The following is a 15,584-nucleotide window of genomic DNA, read 5'->3' as shown; positions in this document are numbered from 1 at the left end:
GGGCAGAATATCCTCGATCAATTCCATCAGGAACAGGATCGATGCCGGCGTTTGCTCAGCCGGCTTCAGCACCACCGCATTGCCCGCCGCCAATGCCGGCGCCAGCTTCCACACCGCCATCAGGATCGGGAAATTCCACGGAATGATCTGCCCAACCACGCCAAGCGGCTCATGGAAATGATAGGCTACCGTATCATTGTCGATCTCGGAAATGCCACCTTCCTGCGCGCGAATGGCCCCGGCGAAATAGCGGAAATGGTCGATGGCGAGCGGAATATCGGCCGCCATCGTCTCGCGGATCGGCTTGCCGTTGTCCCAGGTCTCGGCGGTGGCCAGCAGCTCGAGGTTCTGCTCCATCCGGTCGGCGATGCGGTTCAGCACGTTGGCGCGTTCGGCCGGCGAGGTCTTGCCCCAGGCCGCCTTGGCGGCGTGCGCGGCGTCCAGCGCGCGCTCGACATCGACGGCGTTCGAACGCGGGATCTCGCAGAACACCTTGCCGGTCACAGGGGTGATGTTCTCGAAGTATTCGTTGGTCGACGGCGCGACCCATTGGCCGTTGATGAAGTTGCCGTAGCGCTTCTTGAAGGGAACGGGGAAGCCGAAGCGGCCGGGTTCGAGCATGTCCATGCGTGTCTCCTGGGAGCGGGTGAGAGAAAAGCCCCTGCGTGGCGCAGCGGTCGGGGCAAGTGGGGCTGCCCGAGCTACATCGCCAATCGCGTGCCAGGTCATCTCATCGCCCGCGGTCGGGGCGCCAGGCCGTCAAGAGAGGCCTTTTCTCGGGTGTTGTACCGAGCGTGCCCTGCGTGGCGGCGGCCGGTGTCACAGATCAGGACGATTCAACTGCTCCGTCGTGTCACAGGCGCGATGGACACGCCGGGCGCCAGCGCTCACCGCAACGACCGATGCGGAGGCTGCCTGCGCAAAGACCTCAAGCGACCAGCGACGACGCAGCGGCCAGGAGCACCGGCACCACCACGGCGATCACCGGGTGGCGTTGCACGAGGGCTGTGCCGTCGAGCAGGGTGCGCCGCAGCACCCGTTCGCCGCGGCGAGTGGCCGTGGCGCCATCATCGAGTTCGCCGAAGTCGAAAGGCTGGGCGTGCTGGTACAGCAGGCCCCGGTGAAGGTGCAGCCGCTCAGCCATGGCGGGCTCCTCTCGCGCGCGGCGGCAGGCGTTGGGTGAACCAGCGGCAGGCCAACTCGCAAGCGCGATCCCGTGCGCTGGCCTGCTCGAACAGGTGGCGGATGCGCGGCAACACGACGAGGTCGCTCGAACCGGGCAAGCGAGCCTGAGCTTTGCGGTTCATCGCGAGCACCTCGGTGTCGGCGCCGCCGGCGATCAACAGCGTCGGCGCGGAAACTTTCGACAACGTCTCCAGCGCCGGCGTGAGCCAACCGCCGCACGACACGACGGCGCCAACGCGCTGCGGCCGCTTCGCTGCGGCGATCAGCGCCACGGCTGCACCGATGCCGATACCGAGCAGACCCAGCGGCAGGGCGGCCAGCGCCGGGCGGCGGTCCAGCCAGTCGATGGCCTCCAGCAAGCGTTCGCTGGGCATCATGGTGTCTTCGCTGCCGTCGGGCGTTTCTTGCGAAGGGCCCAGATCGAACAGCAAGGTGCCCAGATCGCACTCGTGCAGCGCATGCGCCACATGCAGGTGATGCGGGTTGCGCCGGGTGCGCCCGATATCGGGCGCGAAGACCACCAGGCCGCGAGCTTGCGGCGGCACGACCAAGTCCCCATCGAGCGCATGGTGGCCCACCTGGACCCTCTTGGGCGGTAACAGCAGGTCTTCCATCGTCCCCTCCGGCGGCCGGATTGTTCAAGGCTCGTTTATCTGCGCCAACCACCCGGCAAGGCTTGCGATTGGTCAAATCAGACCGCCAGTCGCGCTGCGGTGCCACCCGTCTCCCGGCGGGCCATGGTGGCTTGCGGCTTGCGGGCAGTCCCTGACAGTGCAATCCCCGGTGGGCGTGGGGGGCGCGGCGCCTAGAATCGTTGTGCACATGCACAACACCCACTGTGCTGCGGCGCACAAGGAGCTAATACCCGATGTCTTCCCACCGCCGGCCTTCGCCTGACGCGGCTTCCCCTGAAGCGGCAGCGCCGCGGGTGCTGAAGAAGTACCCCAACCGCCGGCTCTACGACACCAGCGCCAGCACCTACATCACGCTGGCCGACGTCAAGCAGATGGTGCTGGAAGGCATTGACTTCGAAGTGCGCGACGCCAAGACCGGCGACGAGCTGACCCGCAGCATCCTGCTGCAGATCATCCTGGAAGAGGAAACCGGCGGCGTGCCGATGTTCACCTCGCGCATGCTGGCCCAGATCATCCGTTTCTACGGCCATGCGATGCAGGGCATGATGGGCTCATACCTCGAAAAGAACCTGCAGACCTTCGTCGAGATGCAGGCCCGCCTGGCCGAGCAAGCCCGCGGCCTGTACGACCCCAAGGCCTTCACGCCTGAAATGTGGGCCCAGTTCATGAGCGGCCAGGCCCCGATGATGCAGGGGCTGATGGGCAACTACCTGGAGCAGTCGAAGAACCTGTTCGTGCAGATGCAAGAGCAGATGCAGAAGCAGGCTGGTGGGCTCCTTCCGGGCTTTCCGGGCTTTCCACCGCCGCCTGGGCAAAAGTAGACAAGGCCGCCAGCCCCGGTTTGCGACAATCCGGGGATGACTGCAGATCCCACCGCGCTGGCCCCTTCTTCCACTGACCGGGCCACGCCGACCATCGGTTTTGTTTCGCTCGGCTGCCCCAAGGCGCTGACCGACTCCGAGCTGATCCTGACCCAGCTCTCGGCCGAGGGCTACAAGACCGCCAAGACCTACCAGGGCGCCGACCTGGTGATCGTCAACACCTGCGGCTTCATCGACGACGCGGTGAAGGAAAGCCTGGACACGATCGGCGAGGCGCTGGCCGAGAACGGCAAGGTCATCGTCACCGGCTGCCTGGGCGCCAAGCAGGCCGCCGGCGGTGAGAACCTGGTCAAGCAGATCCACCCCAAGGTGCTGGCCGTCACCGGCCCGCACGCCACGCAAGAGGTGATGGACGCCGTGCACGTGCACGTGCCCAAGCCGCACGATCCGTTCGTCGACCTGGTGCCGGCCGCCGGCATCAAGCTGACGCCCAAACACTACGCCTACCTGAAGATCAGCGAAGGCTGCAACCACCGCTGCACCTTCTGCATCATCCCCAGCATGCGCGGCGACCTGGTGTCGCGGCCGGTGGGCGACGTGCTGAAGGAAGCCAAGGCGCTGTTCGAAGGCGGCGTGAAGGAACTGCTGGTCGTGAGCCAGGACACCTCGGCCTACGGTGTGGACGTCAAATACCGCACGGGCTTTTGGGACGGCAAGCCGGTCAAGACCAAGATGCTGAACTTGGTGGCTCAGCTGGGCGAACTCGCCAAGCAGCACGGCGCCTGGGTGCGGCTGCACTACGTCTACCCGTACCCGCACGTCGACGAGATCATCCCGCTGATGGCCGAAGGGCAGGTGCTGCCTTACCTCGACGTGCCGTTCCAGCATTCGCACCCCGATGTGCTCAAGCGCATGAAGCGCCCGGCCAGCGGCGAGCGCAACCTGGAACGCATCCAGAAGTGGCGCGAGATGTGCCCCGAGCTGATCATCCGCTCGACCTTCATCGCTGGCTTCCCGGGCGAGACCGAAGCCGAGTTCGACCACCTGCTGCAGTTTCTCGGCGAGGCCCAGATCGACCGGGCCGGCTGCTTTGCCTATTCGCCGGTCACCGGTGCGGCGGCCAACGAGCTGCCGGGCGCCTTGCCGACCGAGCTGCGTGAGCAGCGTCGTGCCCGCTTCATGGCGGTGGCCGAACAGGTCTCGATCGATCGCCTGCGCCGCCGCGTCGGCGCGACGATGCAGGTGCTGGTCGACCGCGCCCCGGCGCTGGGTCGCAAGGGTGGGGTGGGGCGCTCGTATGCAGACGCGCCCGAGATCGATGGCACCGTGCGCCTGTTGCCGCCGGCCAAGGCCTCGACGCAGCTGCGCGTCGGCGAGTTCGCCAAGGCCCGCATCGTCGCGGCGGAAGGGCACGACCTGGTGGGCGAGCCGATATGAGCGAGAAGGGCAAGAAGGCCACGTCGACCGAACTGATCCACCATCCCTACCATCCGCCGGCGGGCTTTGAGTCGCCGGTGGTGGGGGTGCACAAAGCCTCGACAGTCTTCTTCCCGAATGTGGCGGCGCTGCGCAGCCACCATTGGCTCAGCAAGAGCGGCTACACCTACGGCCTGCACGGCACACCGACGACCTTCACGCTCGAAGCCCGGCTCGCGACGCTGGAAGGCGCCAGGCATGTGATGCTCGCGCCCAGCGGCCTGTCCGCGCTCGGCGTGGTCAACATGACGGTCCTGCGCAGCGGCGACACGGTGCTGCTGCCAGACAACGTCTACAACCCCAGCAAGGAACTTGCCCGCCACGAGCTGGCCGCTTGGGGTATCGCCCATCGCCTGTACGACGCCATGCAGCCTGAGACGTTGCGCGCTGCACTGAGCCCGGAGGTGAAACTGGTGTGGCTCGAAGCCCCGGGCTCGGTGACGCTGGAGTTTCCGGACTTGCCCACGCTGGTGCGGATCGTGCGCGAAACAGCACCGCAGGCCACGATTGCCTTCGACAGCACCTGGAGCGCAGGGCTCGCTTTTTGTGCGTTCGACTTCGGTGTCGACGTCACGATCCACGCGCTGACCAAGTACCCCTCGGGTGGCGGCGACATGCTGATGGGCTCGATCGCTTGCCGCGACGATGCGCTGTACGAGCGCCTGGCGATGACCCACAGCCGGCTCGGGCTCGGTGTCGGGGCCAACGATGTTGAAGCGGTGTTGCGTGCCTTGCCGACGTTGCCGCTGCGCTATGCAGCGCAAGATGCATCGGCGCGCCGCATCGCCGAATGGGCACTGACGCAGTCGCCGACGGTGCGTCGCGTGCTGCACCCGGCCATGCCCGACTCGCCGGGCCACAGCCACTGGGCGGCGATCGCCCGCGCGGCCGCCGGCCTGCTGACGCTCGAGTTCGACCCGGCCATCTCGGCAGAGCGGGTCGACGCTTTTGTCGACGGGCTCGGGTTGTTTCGCATCGGCTGGAGTTGGGGTGGGCCGGTCAGTCTGGCGGTCCCTTATCAATCGAAGCGGCTGCGCCAATTGGGTGCCGGCTACGAAGGCGTGATCGTGCGCTTGTGCATCGGGCTCGAGGCGACCGACGACCTGATTGCCGATCTGCATGCGGGTCTCGAACGCTTGCGCCGTGAGGTTTGACGCGGCGATTGTTGCCCGCGCGCATTGACGCGGTCGCAGGGCTGCGTTGCAATTCGTTGCCGTTGGCCCGACCTGGGCCCGTGCCTCATGGGTGACGGCCAACCTGGCTTCGTCAGGCCTGACAAGACCAGCCGTCTGGACGCCCACATGCGACGCCCGTCGCAAAAACTGACAATGCTCGTGACCACTCAAGCCATGCCATGGACCGCGCAGCGATGCGCGGCCGGTTGCCGGCTGGCTGTTCGAGTCTGCGGCGTTCTGCTGACGATTTGGGCAATCGCGCTGCCGGTTCTGGCCGCATCCACGCTGGCAGCCAGCCTGACCGAAGAAGAGCGTGCCTGGATCGCGCAGCATCCGGTGGTGCGGGTGGCCTCCAGCGCCGACTATGGCCCGTTTACCTTTGTCGAAGACGGTGTTGTGCGGGGCATGTCGATCGACTACCTCCAACGCCTGCAGCAACTGACCGGTATCGAGTTCAAGACCGAGGAGCCGGCGTCGTTCCCGGTCAATTTGCAGCGCGTCAGCCATGGCGAAGTCGACGTGATGATGTCGCTGCGCGACACACCCGAACGGCGCAAGCTGATGAGCTTCACCCGGCCGTATGTCTCGGTACCGGCCGTGCTGCTGCGGCGGCGCGGTGCGGCACAGGCCGCGGTGCTGGAAGAACTGCGCGCTGGCGAGACCGTTGCCGTCAGCGCGGGCTATGCCGTGGGGGCCTTCATGGAAGAACGCTACCCGGACAACCCCGTCAGCACGCGGCCCAATGACAAGGCATTGTTGTTGGCGCTGGCCTCGGGCGAAGTGGACGCGGCCGTGATGGACCTGGCCGGCGCCACCCACCTGATGCGAACGCAGGGCATCGGCAACGTGCACATCGTCGGAGACGTCGGCTTCTCGTACGACCAGGGCATCGGCTACCGGCGCGACTGGCCGGTGCTCGGCCGCATCCTCGACAAGGCGCTGGCTCGCATCGACGCCCAAGAGCGTCAGTCGATTTCCGATCGCTGGTTCCTGCCGCCCGCCGCTGCCGGTGTCGATGTTCGCTGGGTGTCTTGGGGCGGGGGCTTGCTGGCATTGTTGCTGGGGGGCCTGGCGGTCGTGATCGGCTTGAACCGAGTGCTGCGCCGCAAGGTGGCCATGCGCACCGAGCAACTGCGCGCCGAGCTGGCCGAGCGGCTGCGGCTGCAAGGGGCGGACCAGGCGCGGGCGCTGGCCGAAGAGGCCAATGCGGCCAAGGTGCGCTTTCTATCGCAAGCCAGCCATGAATTGCGCAACCCCCTGAACGCGGTGAGTGGCTTCGCCCAGCTGATGGCGATGGACCCGACGCGGCCGCTGGACGACGTCCAACGCGGCAGGTTGCAGCACATCCAGCACGCGGTGAAGCAGCAACTGGCATTGATCGACGACATGATGAGCTTCTCGCGGCTCGAAAGCGGCACGCTGACGTTGACGGTGCGGTCGACGGCGCTGCAAGAGGTGCTGCCGCACTGCCTGGCGCTGGTGGAGCCGGCTGCCAAAGCCAAGGCGCTCGAATTGCGCTGCGCGGTGGACGAACCCGCGAACGTGAAGGTGATGGCCGATCCACTGCGTCTGGAGCAGGTGCTGCACAACCTGTTGTCGAACGCGATCAAATACAACCGCCAAGGCGGCTGGGTCGAGGTGCGCACGGCGCCGGCCGACAACGGCACCGTGCGCCTGGAAGTGGCCGACGGCGGACTCGGCCTGACACCGGATCAGCAGAAGCAGTTGTTTCAGCCCTTCAACCGCCTGGGCCGCACCGAGCAGGAAGGCACCGGCATCGGCCTGGTGATCTGCAAGCAGCTGGTCGAGCGCATGGGCGGCGTGATCGACGTGGCGAGCGACCCCTCCCGCGGCACCGTGTTCGGCCTCAACCTGGCTTCGGCGCCCGCCTGAACTCAGCCGAAGCGCCCGCTGCGGGCAAAGCGGTTGGTCGCGTCCACCAAGGCGGCGGCAATGCCGGGTTCGTAAGACGAATGGCCGGCATCCGGCTCGATGCGCAACTCGACACCGGGCCAGGCATCGGCCAGGGCATGCGCGTAGCGCACCGGGCAGATCACGTCGTAGCGCCCGTGCACGATGAAGCCTGGCAGATGGCGGATGCGGGCGACGCCTTCGAGCAGCTGATTCGGCTTCAGGAAGGCCTTGTGGCGAAAGTAGTGCGCTTCGAGCCGGCCGATGCCCAGCGCGATGGTGTCTTCGGTGAACGCGTCTGCCGTTTCCGGGTTGGGCAGCAGGTGCAGGCACGAGCCCTCGTAGCGACTCCAGGCGCGTGCCGCGGGGCCGTAGACAGCTGGATCGTTTGATTCCAGCCGACGGCTGTAGGCGGCCAGCAGGTCGCCGCGTTCGGCTTCGGGCACGTGGCCGGCGAATGCTTCCCACTCGCGCGGGAAGAAATAACGCACGCCGTTGAGCCACCATTCGATCTCTTCGTCGCTGACCAGCCAGATGCCGCGCAGCACCAGACCCAGGCAGCGCTCGGGGTGGGCTTGGGCATAGGCCAGCGACAGCGTCGAGCCCCAGGAGCCGCCGAAGACCAGCCACTGCTCGACGCCCAGCATTCGGCGCAGCCGCTCGATGTCTTCGATCAGCAGGTCGGTGGTGTTCTCGCGGGTTTCGCCCAGTGGTGTCGACTGGCCGGCGCCGCGCTGGTCGAACAGCACCACGTGGTAGCGCTCGGGGTCGAAGAAGCGGCGGCTCTTGGGCGAGATGCCGGCACCGGGGCCGCCGTGCAGGAACAGGGCAGGGATGCCGGCCGGGTTGCCGGCGGTTTCCCAGTAGATCGAGTGCAGTTCACTGACCTGCAGGCGCCCCGTGCGCAGCGGTGCGATCTCGGGAAACAGGACTTGTTCGAGCGTCGTCATTTCTTGGTCTCCGATGGCAGCCGTGCCGCACGAGGCGACCATTCTGGCCAAAGGCTTGCCGCACAACTTTCGGTGTTAGGGGCGTCTGGCTTGACGAGAGTTCGTCGGGCGCCGCGGGGAGCGGGTCGTTTGGTGAATGCTGCGGTGAGTGCCGCTCATTCCTTTGGACTTGACGAGACTTTGTGTCTCATCAGCCTACCCTTCTCGCGGTCCCAGTCGCGCTTCTTTTCGGTCTCGCGCTTGTCGTGCTGCGCCTTGCCCTTGGCGAGCGCGATCTCGGCCTTGACTCGGCCGCCTTTCCAATGCAGGTTCAGCGGCACCAGCGTGAAGCCGCGCTGCTCGACCTTGCCGACGAGCCGCTTGATCTCGTCCTTGCCCATCAACAGCTTCTTGGTCCGGTCGGCCTCGGGGTGCACGTGGGTCGATGCACTGCGCAGCGCGTTGATGCGGCAACCGATCAGGTACAGCTCGCCGTTGCGGATGACCACGTAGCCATCGGTCAGTTGCACTTGGCCAGCCCGGATGGCTTTGACTTCCCAGCCTTCCAGCACCATGCCGGCTTCGTACTGTTCCTCGATGTGATATTCGAACCGCGCGCGGCGGTTTTCGGCGATCAGGGCGGACATGGTTTTGTTGTGGTGTGGCGCCGTGACAGAAAGAAGTCGACGCCTAGAATCGTTGGATTGTATGAAGCATGTGAAGAAGTCCGTCTTGCTCTGGTACTCGGCGGCCGAGATGTACAAGCTCGTGACCGATGTGCAGCGATACCCGGACTTCCTGCCATGGTGCGAGAAGGCCGAAGTGCTGGAGCAACACGCCGACGGGATGACGGCGTGCATCAGCCTGGCCTATGCCGGGGTGCGCCACGCCTTCACCACCCGCAATGAGCACGAAGTCGATCGCCAGGTGCTGGTGAGGCTTGTCGACGGGCCGTTTTCGCTGTTGGAAGGCTCATGGGTCTTCGCGCCATTGGGGCGGCCGGGGGCTGACGCTGCGGCGTGCCGCATCGAGTTCGACCTGCGTTACGCATTCTCGAGTCGCCCGCTTGAAGCGGTCCTGAGCCCCGTGTTCGACAGGGTGGCCAACACCTTCGTCGACTCCTTCGTCCAGCGCGCCGAGCAGATTTATGGGCAACGCTGAAATGGCGATGCCGCTGAAGGTGCAAGTCAGCTACAGCCCGGCACCGCGCGAAGTCGACACCGTGCATCTGCAACTGCCGCTTGGCAGCACGGTGGCCGACGCGCTGCGCGCCAGCGGCCTGCTGGCACGCTATGGCCTGGCGCTGGATGAGCAGCTCAGCGTCGGCGTGTGGACCAAGACCCGGCCGCTGGACAGCGTGCTTCGCGAAGCCGATCGAGTGGAAATCTACCGCGGCCTGAAAGTCGATCCGAAAGAAGCTCGCCGCCAGCGCTACCGCAAACAGCCCGCGAAACGCCGGTAGCCGCCACAAGCCTTCTGGGGCTGCGCGCAAGCGCCGCCTCCTTCAAGTGACAGTGACGCGTGGCCAGGTCTTGCTGCATGCGCCCCTTGGGTGGGGGCGGGGCCAATTCAGTTGCACGCCGAATCGGCGATGGCTTGCGTCCGGGCGATCTCGGCCGCGCGGGCGTTGTCATCGAGGATTTCGCGTTCGCCCTTGTCGTTCATGCGGCCCATGCGCTGGCCGCCTTCCAAGGCCGCCAACTGGTTGCGGGCGCGCTGGCAGGTTTCCAGCTTGGCCTGGTTGCGCTTGGCCAGTTCGGCGTCTTTCTTGGCCTTCTCGGCCGCGGCCTGGTCGGCCTGGGCCTTGGTCTTCTTGGCCTCAAGGGTCGGGTCGACACGCGGCCCTTCCGGCATCGAAGCGGCATCGCTTGCTGCAGGCGCCGGCATCGGCGCGCGTGCGCCGTGCGGCCGCTGCAGGATGTCTTTCTCCGGGATTTCCACCGGCGGCGGCCGGTCGCTGACCTGGACGCGGCCGTCCTTGTCACGCCATTTCCAAATACCTTGCGCCAGGGCCGACGAATGGCCCAGCGCCACGATCAACGCCAGCAAGCCGAGGCGTCCAAACGACGAAGCAATGGTTTTCATGTAGCGGCGACGGGGCCCGGGACCCATCGGCCCAGGCATGTTGCGACAAGCTGGCAGTGTACGGCGGGGCGCCGGCTGCACTGGAAACCGTGTGCATCCGTATAATCCGCTTTTGCGTCTGGAGCTTTTCCCATGCGCCTTCTAGGCAAAGCGCTGACCTTCGACGATGTGTTGTTGGTACCGGCCTACTCCCAGGTGTTGCCCCGAGATACCTCGCTGGCGACCCGCGTTTCCCGCAACATCCTCCTGAATCTGCCGCTCGTGTCCGCGGCGATGGACACGGTGACCGAGGCGCGCCTGGCGATCGCCATCGCGCAAGAGGGCGGCATGGGGATCGTCCACAAGAACTTCTCGCCCAAGCAACAGGCGGCCGAAGTGGCGCGCGTGAAGCGCTACGAATCGGGCTTGCTGAAGGACCCGATCACGATCGCCCCCGGCGCCCGGGTGCGCGACGTGATCGAGCTGTCGCGCCAGCACGGGATATCCGGCTTTCCGGTGGTCGAGGATGGCCGAGTGGTCGGCATCGTCACCAACCGCGACCTGCGCTTCGAAACCCGGGTGGACGCCCCGGTGCGCGACATCATGACGCCGCGAGAGCGGCTGATCACCGTCAAGGAAGGCGCGTCGCTCGCCGAGGCCAAGGCCCTGATGCACCAGCACAAGCTGGAGCGTGTGCTGGTCGTCAATGACGCTCTCGAATTGCGCGGCCTGTTCACGGTGAAGGACATCACCAAGCAGACCACCTTCCCGAACGCCGCGCGCGATGCCAACGGCAAGCTGCGCGTCGGCGCCGCGGTCGGTGTCGGCGAAGGCACCGAAGAGCGCGTCGAGCTGCTGGTCAAGGCCGGCGTCGACGCGCTGGTCGTCGACACAGCCCACGGCCACTCGCATGGCGTGCTCGAGCGGGTCCGCTGGGTCAAGAAGAATTTCCCGAACGTCGACGTGATCGGCGGCAACATCGCCACCGGCGCCGCCGCGCTGGCGCTGGTCGAGGCCGGGGCGGATGGCGTCAAGGTCGGCATCGGCCCTGGTTCGATCTGCACCACGCGCATCGTCGCCGGTGTCGGCGTGCCCCAGATTACCGCGATCGACAACGTGGCCACGGCGCTGAAGGGCACCGGCGTGCCGCTGATCGCCGATGGCGGCATCCGCTACTCGGGCGACATCGCCAAGGCCATTGCCGCCGGCGCAGGCGCAGTGATGATGGGTGGCATGTTCGCCGGCACCGAAGAGGCGCCGGGCGAGGTCATCCTCTACCAGGGCCGCAGCTACAAGAGCTACCGCGGCATGGGCTCGATCGGTGCGATGAAGGCAGGTTCGGCCGACCGTTACTTCCAGGAAAACGACGAGACCACCAACCCGAACGCCGACAAGCTGGTGCCCGAGGGCATCGAAGGCCGGGTGCCCTACAAGGGCTCGATGGTGTCGATCATCTTCCAGATGGCCGGTGGCCTGCGGGCTTCGATGGGCTACTGCGGTTGCGCCACGGTCGACGAGATGCGGGAGCGTGCCGAATTCGTCGAGATCACCTCGGCCGGTATCCGCGAGAGCCACGTGCACGACGTGCAGATCACCAAGGAAGCGCCGAACTACCGATTGGAGTGATGATGCCCCCTACGTCGCCTGCGGCGCCGGTCCCCCCGAGGGGGATCGGTCGCCTTGGGGCGGCCCGGCGGCAACCGGTGCCCCCTGCGTCGCCTGCGGCGCCGGTCCCCCCAAGGGGGAGCGATCGCCTTGGGGCGGCCCGTCGGCGATCCGCTCCATGAGCTGCCGAATGCGCCCGGCCCAGACGCCGGGCGCGGTCTTTTTCACTGCCGATTTCCAGCAATGACCACATCTGAACCCGCGACGATCGGCAAGAGCCGCGAAGCCGCGATGCCGTTCATCATGCTGACGGTGTTGATCGACATGGTCGCGATCGGCCTGATCATCCCGGTGCTGCCGCACCTGGTGGGCACCTTCACCTCCTCGGCGACCGACAAGACGCTGTGGTTCGGCGTGGTGGCGTTCGCCTTCGGCATTGCCAATTTCTTCGGCTCGCCGGTGCTGGGCGCGCTGTCCGACCGCTTCGGCCGGCGCCCGGTGTTGCTGATCGGCTTCAGCGGCCTGGCGCTGAGCTTCTTTGTCACCGCGATGGCGAGCGCGCTGTGGATGTTGATCGTGGTGCGCTTGTTCAGCGGCGCGATGCAGGCCAACATTGCCGTCGCCAACGCCTATGTGGCCGACATTTCGCCACCCGACCAGCGCGCCAAGCGCTTCGGCTTGCTGGGCGCGATGTTCGGCATCGGCTTCATCCTGGGCCCGGCCGCGGGCGGGATGCTCGGTGGCCTCGATCTGCACCTGCCGTTCTACGTGGCAGGCGCCCTGGCGCTGGTGAACTGCGTCTATGGCGCGTTGGTGCTGCCGGAGTCGCTGCCGGCCGACCGGCGCCGGCCCTTCGAGTGGAAGCGCGCCAACCCCGTCAGCGCACTGGCAGGGCTGGCGCAACTTCAGGGCATCGGGCTGTTGGTCGGCGTGATCGGGCTGTCGGGCCTGGCGCAGTTCACGCTGCACATGACCTGGGTGCTCTACACCGACCTGAAGTTCGGCTGGGGTCCGCTGGAGACCGGCTGGTCGCTGTTCGCGGTCGGCATCATGTCGGCGCTGGTGCAAGGGTTGTTGCTCGGGCGGCTGCTCAAGCGTTTCTCGCCGCGCCGTCTGGCCGTCATGGGCCTCATGTCATCGACGCTGGCCTTCGTGGCCTGGGGTGCCGCCAGCGAGGGTTGGATGATGTACGTGGTGATTGCCGCCAACCTGCTGGGTTTTGCCGGCACGGCGGCCATCCAGAGCATCGTCTCGAACGCCGCTGATGCGAGGACCCAGGGCCAGACCATGGGTGCCGTGGCCGGGCTGAACAGCCTGATGGCGGTGATCGCGCCGATCGTTGGCCCGGCGCTGCTGGCGATGGTCTCGCACCTGCCGCGTGGCGACTGGCGCATCGGCGTGCCTTACTACTTCTGCGCGGTGCTGCAAGGCCTGGCCACCGTGCTCGCGATCTACCACTTCCGAACCCATCAGGCCGCGACTGCGGCCACCACCGCTCAACCGGAAACCACGCCCGCCGCACCATGATGCACGACAAGATCCTGATCCTCGACTTCGGCTCCCAGGTCACGCAGCTGATCGCCCGCCGCGTGCGCGAGGCGCACGTCTACTGCGAGATCCACCCGAACGACGTGACCGACGCGTTCATCCGCGAGTTCGCACCCAAGGGCATCATCCTGTCGGGCAGCCATGCCAGTACCTATGAAGAGCATGACCTGCGCGCGCCGCAGGCGGTGTGGGATCTCGGCGTGCCGGTGCTGGGCATCTGCTACGGCATGTTCACGATGACCGTGCAGCAAGGCGGCCAGGTCGAAGCCAGCTCGCACCGCGAGTTCGGTTATGCCGAGGTCCGCGCCCACGGCCACACCAAGCTGCTCGACGGCATCGAAGACTTCAGCACGCCTGAAGGCCACGGCATGCTGAAGGTCTGGATGAGCCACGGCGACAAGGTCACCCAGTTGCCGCCGGGCTTCAAGCTGATGGCCAGCACCCCGAGTTGCCCGATCGCCGGCATGGCCGACGAGGCGCGCGGCTACTACGGCGTGCAGTTCCACCCCGAGGTCACGCACACGGTGCAGGGCAGGGCGCTGCTCGAGCGCTTCGTGCTGAAGATCGCCGGCGCCAAGCCCGACTGGGTCATGAAGGACCACATCGCCGAAGCGGTGGAGGCGATTCGCGCCCAGGTCGGCAACGAAGAGGTGATCCTCGGCCTGTCGGGCGGCGTCGATTCTTCGGTGGCCGCGGCGCTGATCCACCGTGCGATCGGTGACCAGCTCACTTGCGTCTTCGTCGACCATGGTCTGCTTCGGCTGAACGAAGGCGACATGGTGATGGAGATGTTCGCCGGCAAGTTGCATGCGCGCGTCATCCGTGTCGACGCGAGCGAGCTGTTCATGGGCGAGTTGGCCGGCGTGACCGATCCCGAAGCCAAGCGCAAGATCATCGGCCGCCTGTTCGTTGATGTGTTCAAGGCCGAGGCCGACAAGCTCAAGGCCGGCGACGCCGGGCACAAGGGCGCCACCTTCCTCGCCCAGGGAACGATCTACCCCGACGTGATCGAGTCGGGCGGCGCCAAGACCAAGAAGGCGACGACGATCAAGAGCCACCACAACGTCGGTGGTTTGCCTGAGCAACTGGGCCTGAAGCTGCTGGAGCCGCTGCGCGACCTGTTCAAGGACGAGGTGCGCGAGCTCGGCGTGGCGCTCGGCCTGCCGCCCGAGATGGTCTACCGCCACCCGTTCCCGGGGCCGGGTCTGGGTGTGCGCATCCTCGGCGAGGTCAAGAAAGACTACGCCGACCTGCTGCGCCGTGCCGACGCGATCTTCATCGAAGAGCTGCGCGCCTGCAAAGATGAAACGACCGGCAAGAGCTGGTACGACCTGACCAGCCAGGCCTTCGCCGTCTTCTTGCCGGTCAAGAGCGTGGGCGTGATGGGCGATGGCCGTACATACGATTACGTGGTCGCCTTGCGTGCAGTGCAAACCAGCGACTTCATGACCGCCGACTGGGCCGAGTTGCCCTATGGTTTGCTGAAGAAGGTTTCGGGCCGCATCATCAACGAGGTGCGCGGCATCAACCGCGTGACCTACGATGTGTCGAGCAAACCACCGGCGACGATCGAGTGGGAATGACAGGGGTACAGCGGCTTGGCTGATCAACTCTTTCTGGATGGCATGGGGGCTCCGCCGACGGGTTCAGACCGACTGTTCTTCGCCGTCCTGCCGGACGACTACGCGGCCGGTCAGGCCGATCGTTTTCGGCAGCGCTTTTGCGGTGAGCGAAAGCTGACCGGCACGCAAGTGCGCACCGAGCACCTGCACGTGACGTTGCATCACCTGGGCGACCATGCCGGCGTGCCGCAGGACATGGTGGCCAAGGCCGGGGCCGTCGCGGCCGCCCTGCGGGTGGCGCCGTTCGAGGTCGAGTTCGAGTCGGTGATGAGCTTCGTCCGCGGCGGGCAGAACAAGCCGGCGCTGGTGTTGACCGGGGACATCGGCTTGGCCGCCTTGGTGGCCTTCCAGCGTGCGTTGGCCGTGGCCATGATCAAAGGTGGTCTGGGTCAATGGGTCGAGAAGTCTTTCACCCCGCACATGACGCTGGTCTACGACCCGCAGGTGATCCAGAAACAGAGCATTCGTCCCATCTCGTGGGCCGTGCGCGAGCTGGTGCTGATCCACAGCTTCCTGGGCCAGGGGCGACACGTCGCATTGGGGCGCTGGCCGCTGTACGGCAACACCTCGATGAGACCGCGAGAAGGCGAGTTGATGCCGTGAGCGAGTCCGC

Annotated in this window: 16 protein-coding genes; 10 read left to right on the top strand and 6 right to left on the bottom strand. The window is 66.3% G+C overall.

Translation table 11 applies throughout. The features are described 5' to 3' along the window. The 3 genes from VFY73_RS11925 to VFY73_RS11915 all read right to left on the bottom strand — a co-directional run. On the bottom strand, positions 1–627 hold a 627-nt coding region (locus VFY73_RS11925), incomplete at its 3' end, for an aldehyde dehydrogenase family protein (protein ID WP_329718927.1). 301 nt (positions 628–928) lie between these two features. Continuing rightward, on the bottom strand, positions 929–1,144 hold the full coding sequence (locus tag VFY73_RS11920; protein WP_329718925.1) for a hypothetical protein: 216 nt from the start codon (positions 1,142–1,144) through the stop codon (positions 929–931). Continuing rightward, positions 1,137–1,799, bottom strand: a complete 663-nt coding sequence (locus VFY73_RS11915; RefSeq protein ID WP_329718923.1) for a dienelactone hydrolase family protein — start codon at positions 1,797–1,799, stop codon at positions 1,137–1,139. The genes VFY73_RS11920 and VFY73_RS11915 overlap by 8 nt, the downstream gene beginning before the upstream one ends. 254 nt (positions 1,800–2,053) lie before the next feature. On the opposite strand from VFY73_RS11915, the gene phaR reads away from it, so the two are divergent. From phaR to VFY73_RS11895, 4 genes are all read left to right on the top strand, one after another. After that, positions 2,054–2,641, top strand: a complete 588-nt coding sequence (gene phaR, locus VFY73_RS11910; protein ID WP_329718921.1) for a polyhydroxyalkanoate synthesis repressor PhaR — start codon at positions 2,054–2,056, stop codon at positions 2,639–2,641. Positions 2,642–2,677: 36 nt separating this feature from the next. Then, complete coding sequence (gene rimO, locus VFY73_RS11905) at positions 2,678–4,078, top strand: 30S ribosomal protein S12 methylthiotransferase RimO (RefSeq protein ID WP_329718919.1); 1,401 nt, start codon at positions 2,678–2,680, stop codon at positions 4,076–4,078. After that, a complete protein-coding gene (locus VFY73_RS11900) occupies positions 4,075–5,271 on the top strand; it encodes a PLP-dependent transferase (protein ID WP_329718917.1) in 1,197 nt (398 codons plus the stop codon). Before rimO ends, VFY73_RS11900 begins: the two co-directional genes overlap by 4 nt. 180 nt (positions 5,272–5,451) lie before the next feature. Continuing rightward, positions 5,452–7,185: an ATP-binding protein gene (locus VFY73_RS11895; RefSeq protein WP_329718915.1), complete on the top strand. Its 1,734-nt coding sequence runs from the start codon at positions 5,452–5,454 to the stop codon at positions 7,183–7,185. 2 nt (positions 7,186–7,187) lie between these two features. Here the strand turns inward: VFY73_RS11895 and pip are convergent, their stop codons facing one another. Then, positions 7,188–8,153 carry a prolyl aminopeptidase gene (gene pip / locus VFY73_RS11890; protein ID WP_329718913.1) on the bottom strand — a complete coding sequence of 322 codons (966 nt, stop codon included), beginning with the start codon at positions 8,151–8,153 and terminating at the stop codon, positions 7,188–7,190. Between the two features lie 155 nt (positions 8,154–8,308). Further along, positions 8,309–8,779: an SsrA-binding protein SmpB gene (smpB, locus tag VFY73_RS11885; RefSeq protein ID WP_329718911.1), complete on the bottom strand. Its 471-nt coding sequence runs from the start codon at positions 8,777–8,779 to the stop codon at positions 8,309–8,311. A 61-nt stretch (positions 8,780–8,840) separates the two neighbouring features. Here smpB and VFY73_RS11880 point away from each other — a divergent pair, with 61 nt between their 5' ends. Together VFY73_RS11880 and VFY73_RS11875 are read left to right on the top strand one after the other, a co-directional pair. Further along, positions 8,841–9,293 (top strand): type II toxin-antitoxin system RatA family toxin, encoded by a 453-nt coding sequence (locus VFY73_RS11880; RefSeq protein ID WP_329718909.1) that lies wholly within the window; start codon positions 8,841–8,843, stop codon positions 9,291–9,293. Beyond that, positions 9,280–9,594 (top strand): RnfH family protein, encoded by a 315-nt coding sequence (locus VFY73_RS11875; RefSeq protein ID WP_329718907.1) that lies wholly within the window; start codon positions 9,280–9,282, stop codon positions 9,592–9,594. The genes VFY73_RS11880 and VFY73_RS11875 overlap by 14 nt, the downstream gene beginning before the upstream one ends. A 107-nt stretch (positions 9,595–9,701) precedes the next feature. On the opposite strand, the gene VFY73_RS11870 is transcribed toward VFY73_RS11875, so the two are convergent. Next, a complete protein-coding gene (locus tag VFY73_RS11870) occupies positions 9,702–10,217 on the bottom strand; it encodes a DUF4124 domain-containing protein (RefSeq protein ID WP_329718905.1) in 516 nt (171 codons plus the stop codon). Between the two features lie 132 nt (positions 10,218–10,349). Between VFY73_RS11870 and guaB the strand changes: the two genes are divergently transcribed. The 4 genes from guaB (at position 10,350) to VFY73_RS11850 (ending at position 15,574) form a co-directional block, all read left to right on the top strand. Continuing rightward, positions 10,350–11,822, top strand: coding sequence for an IMP dehydrogenase (gene guaB / locus VFY73_RS11865; RefSeq protein WP_329718903.1), 1,473 nt, complete (start codon positions 10,350–10,352; stop codon positions 11,820–11,822). A 222-nt stretch (positions 11,823–12,044) separates the two neighbouring features. Further along, positions 12,045–13,328: an MFS transporter gene (locus VFY73_RS11860; protein WP_329718901.1), complete on the top strand. Its 1,284-nt coding sequence runs from the start codon at positions 12,045–12,047 to the stop codon at positions 13,326–13,328. After that, entirely contained in the window at positions 13,328–14,932 is a 1,605-nt protein-coding gene (gene guaA / locus VFY73_RS11855) for a glutamine-hydrolyzing GMP synthase (protein WP_329718929.1), read from the top strand. The genes VFY73_RS11860 and guaA overlap by 1 nt, the downstream gene beginning before the upstream one ends. 15 nt (positions 14,933–14,947) lie before the next feature. Continuing rightward, on the top strand, positions 14,948–15,574 hold the full coding sequence (locus VFY73_RS11850) for a 2'-5' RNA ligase family protein (RefSeq protein ID WP_329718899.1): 627 nt from the start codon (positions 14,948–14,950) through the stop codon (positions 15,572–15,574). The last annotated feature ends 10 nt before the right edge of the window (positions 15,575–15,584 follow it).

Source organism: Ideonella sp. (assembly GCF_036277275.1).
Taxonomy (GTDB): domain Bacteria; phylum Pseudomonadota; class Gammaproteobacteria; order Burkholderiales; family Burkholderiaceae_C; genus Ideonella.
This window is presented reverse-complemented; position numbering and strand designations above follow the sequence as displayed.

What these genes read in the sequence shown, in the direction of transcription:
- VFY73_RS11920 (WP_329718925.1), bottom strand. Translation starts at nt 1,144, where the DNA reads ATGGCTGAGCGGCTGCACCTTCACCGGGGCCTGCTGTACCAGCACGCC.
- VFY73_RS11915 (WP_329718923.1), bottom strand. Translation starts at nt 1,799, where the DNA reads ATGGAAGACCTGCTGTTACCGCCCAAGAGGGTCCAGGTGGGCCACCAT.
- phaR (WP_329718921.1), top strand. Translation starts at nt 2,054, where the DNA reads ATGTCTTCCCACCGCCGGCCTTCGCCTGACGCGGCTTCCCCTGAAGCG.
- rimO (WP_329718919.1), top strand. Translation starts at nt 2,678, where the DNA reads ATGACTGCAGATCCCACCGCGCTGGCCCCTTCTTCCACTGACCGGGCC.
- VFY73_RS11900 (WP_329718917.1), top strand. Translation starts at nt 4,075, where the DNA reads ATGAGCGAGAAGGGCAAGAAGGCCACGTCGACCGAACTGATCCACCAT.
- pip (WP_329718913.1), bottom strand. Translation starts at nt 8,153, where the DNA reads ATGACGACGCTCGAACAAGTCCTGTTTCCCGAGATCGCACCGCTGCGC.
- smpB (WP_329718911.1), bottom strand. Translation starts at nt 8,779, where the DNA reads ATGTCCGCCCTGATCGCCGAAAACCGCCGCGCGCGGTTCGAATATCAC.
- VFY73_RS11880 (WP_329718909.1), top strand. Translation starts at nt 8,841, where the DNA reads ATGAAGCATGTGAAGAAGTCCGTCTTGCTCTGGTACTCGGCGGCCGAG.
- VFY73_RS11875 (WP_329718907.1), top strand. Translation starts at nt 9,280, where the DNA reads ATGGGCAACGCTGAAATGGCGATGCCGCTGAAGGTGCAAGTCAGCTAC.
- VFY73_RS11870 (WP_329718905.1), bottom strand. Translation starts at nt 10,217, where the DNA reads ATGAAAACCATTGCTTCGTCGTTTGGACGCCTCGGCTTGCTGGCGTTG.
- guaB (WP_329718903.1), top strand. Translation starts at nt 10,350, where the DNA reads ATGCGCCTTCTAGGCAAAGCGCTGACCTTCGACGATGTGTTGTTGGTA.
- VFY73_RS11860 (WP_329718901.1), top strand. Translation starts at nt 12,045, where the DNA reads ATGACCACATCTGAACCCGCGACGATCGGCAAGAGCCGCGAAGCCGCG.
- guaA (WP_329718929.1), top strand. Translation starts at nt 13,328, where the DNA reads ATGCACGACAAGATCCTGATCCTCGACTTCGGCTCCCAGGTCACGCAG.